Source organism: Bradyrhizobium sp. P2_E8, assembly GCF_056403875.1.
The window spans coordinates 1-1,386 of the sequence record NZ_JBFUES010001429.1 but is presented as its reverse complement, the minus strand read 5'-3'; the positions used below and the strand labels follow the sequence as shown (position 1 = coordinate 1,386).

The window sequence follows — 1,386 nt, the reverse complement described above, 5'->3', positions numbered from 1 at the left end:
GTTGTAGGAAGCCCCTAGTTTGGCACCACGTGGTGCTGCGGAATGACCACCGGATTGCGGAAGAAAATAGTTCTGCCTGTAAGTCGCCAGTCGGCGATTTTCTTCTATGTTGAGCCGGCGTCGCGTAAGAGACGCCCCTGCTCAGTCACCCATTTGGCGCGCGCAAGATGACTCTGATATGCGCTCCGCGCACGGTCCGGCTCTCGCTCTGGGTCCATATGCAGGACCACTCGAGCGACTTCACGCCAGTCCGCCCCCTCACCCTCTGCCTGCAGAAGGCGAATGTACGTGACGACATGCTGTTCGTCATAGGCCGTCAGCGCCGGCTCGTTCGGCGCGACATCCGCGACGTCAGGATCTAGCTGCGGCTTCGTCATGACCTTCCTGACAAACAGCGAATGATTCTAACCTCTCTGAACGGCAAAGCTTGTCTAAGCGTCTCATTTTAGCCCCATTCCAGGCCGGCCGACCAGCAAGCATCGGGAAATACATAYTATAGGAGATAAACCTCATAGTATGTAAARMCGCAACTTGCGCCGATGGACATGCGCAAGTTGGTCGGTCGGAATTTCGCAAGACTRCGGAAGCAGAAGCGCTTCACGCAGGAGAAATTCGCCGAAGCGTCCGGCTTYACSCARCARTATRTCAGTGACCTGGARCGCGGCCGSCGCAATCCAACTGTCGTAACSTTGTTTGAACTCGCCAGCACGTTGGGCGTCAGCCACGTCGATCTCGTTCTCCCMGATGACGAGGCRCGARCCGARCGATCRAAGCCCGCTAAGCGGAAGTGATCGGMTCGCTAGRAMTCCATTTYCAACAATCGTAGMGCCTGATCTTCGCGAGCCGGGCCGGAGGCCCGGCGAGCGCCGGACGCGAATACGCAGCATCGCCGCCGATCCGGCAAGCGGGATCGGCGGCGCTACGCGGGAAAGCGGCCGCGCAATCGATTCCGATTGCGCGGCTCGCCTCTCAGATTGCACGCTCCATCAAGCGCTTTGCCTTCCCTTCCAGTTCAAGTCTCGCATCCTGATGCGACTTAGTGCGGGCCAACGCCGTAATCCCCTGCACGAAATCAAAGATACTTTCCGGCTTACGGTTTTCTTCGCCCAAAACGGTTTCGATAATTTTCGTCGTCTCCGATCTGGAGAATCCGCCCTTGCGGAGAAAGCTTTCGCGATCCTCGTCGGTGCGGGCAACGATCCGCTCCCGTGCTGCCTTGATCCCGGCGACGAATGGCGCAGGTGAGGAATTGGCAAAGCTCGCCAGCGCTGGCGCCGCCTCATGCGCGAAACGTTGCGCGGCGAATTTCGAATGCCTGATCGTAATCTCCTCGAAATTCTCCACGCCCCACAGATTGCGGTTCATGCAGACGGCGCGGAGGTAGAA

The 1,386-nt window shown here is 58.3% G+C and carries 2 protein-coding genes and 1 pseudogene; 1 reads left to right on the top strand and 2 read right to left on the bottom strand.

The window, feature by feature from the left end; translation table 11 throughout:
- Positions 1 to 104: 104 nt before the first annotated feature.
- Positions 105 to 377: a DUF2285 domain-containing protein gene (locus tag AC1D00_RS41130; protein ID WP_477014646.1), complete on the bottom strand. Its 273-nt coding sequence runs from the start codon at positions 375 to 377 to the stop codon at positions 105 to 107.
- 162 nt (positions 378 to 539) lie between these two features.
- Here AC1D00_RS41130 and AC1D00_RS41125 point away from each other — a divergent pair, with 162 nt between their 5' ends.
- Positions 540 to 791 (top strand): helix-turn-helix domain-containing protein, encoded by a 252-nt coding sequence (locus AC1D00_RS41125; RefSeq protein WP_477014645.1) that lies wholly within the window; start codon positions 540 to 542, stop codon positions 789 to 791.
- 178 nt (positions 792 to 969) lie between these two features.
- On the opposite strand, the pseudogene AC1D00_RS41120 reads toward AC1D00_RS41125, so the two are convergent.
- Positions 970 to 1,386: pseudogene (locus tag AC1D00_RS41120) on the bottom strand (DUF932 domain-containing protein); the annotation flags it as partial.

What these genes read in the sequence shown, in the direction of transcription:
- AC1D00_RS41130 (WP_477014646.1), bottom strand. Translation starts at nt 377, where the DNA reads ATGACGAAGCCGCAGCTAGATCCTGACGTCGCGGATGTCGCGCCGAAC.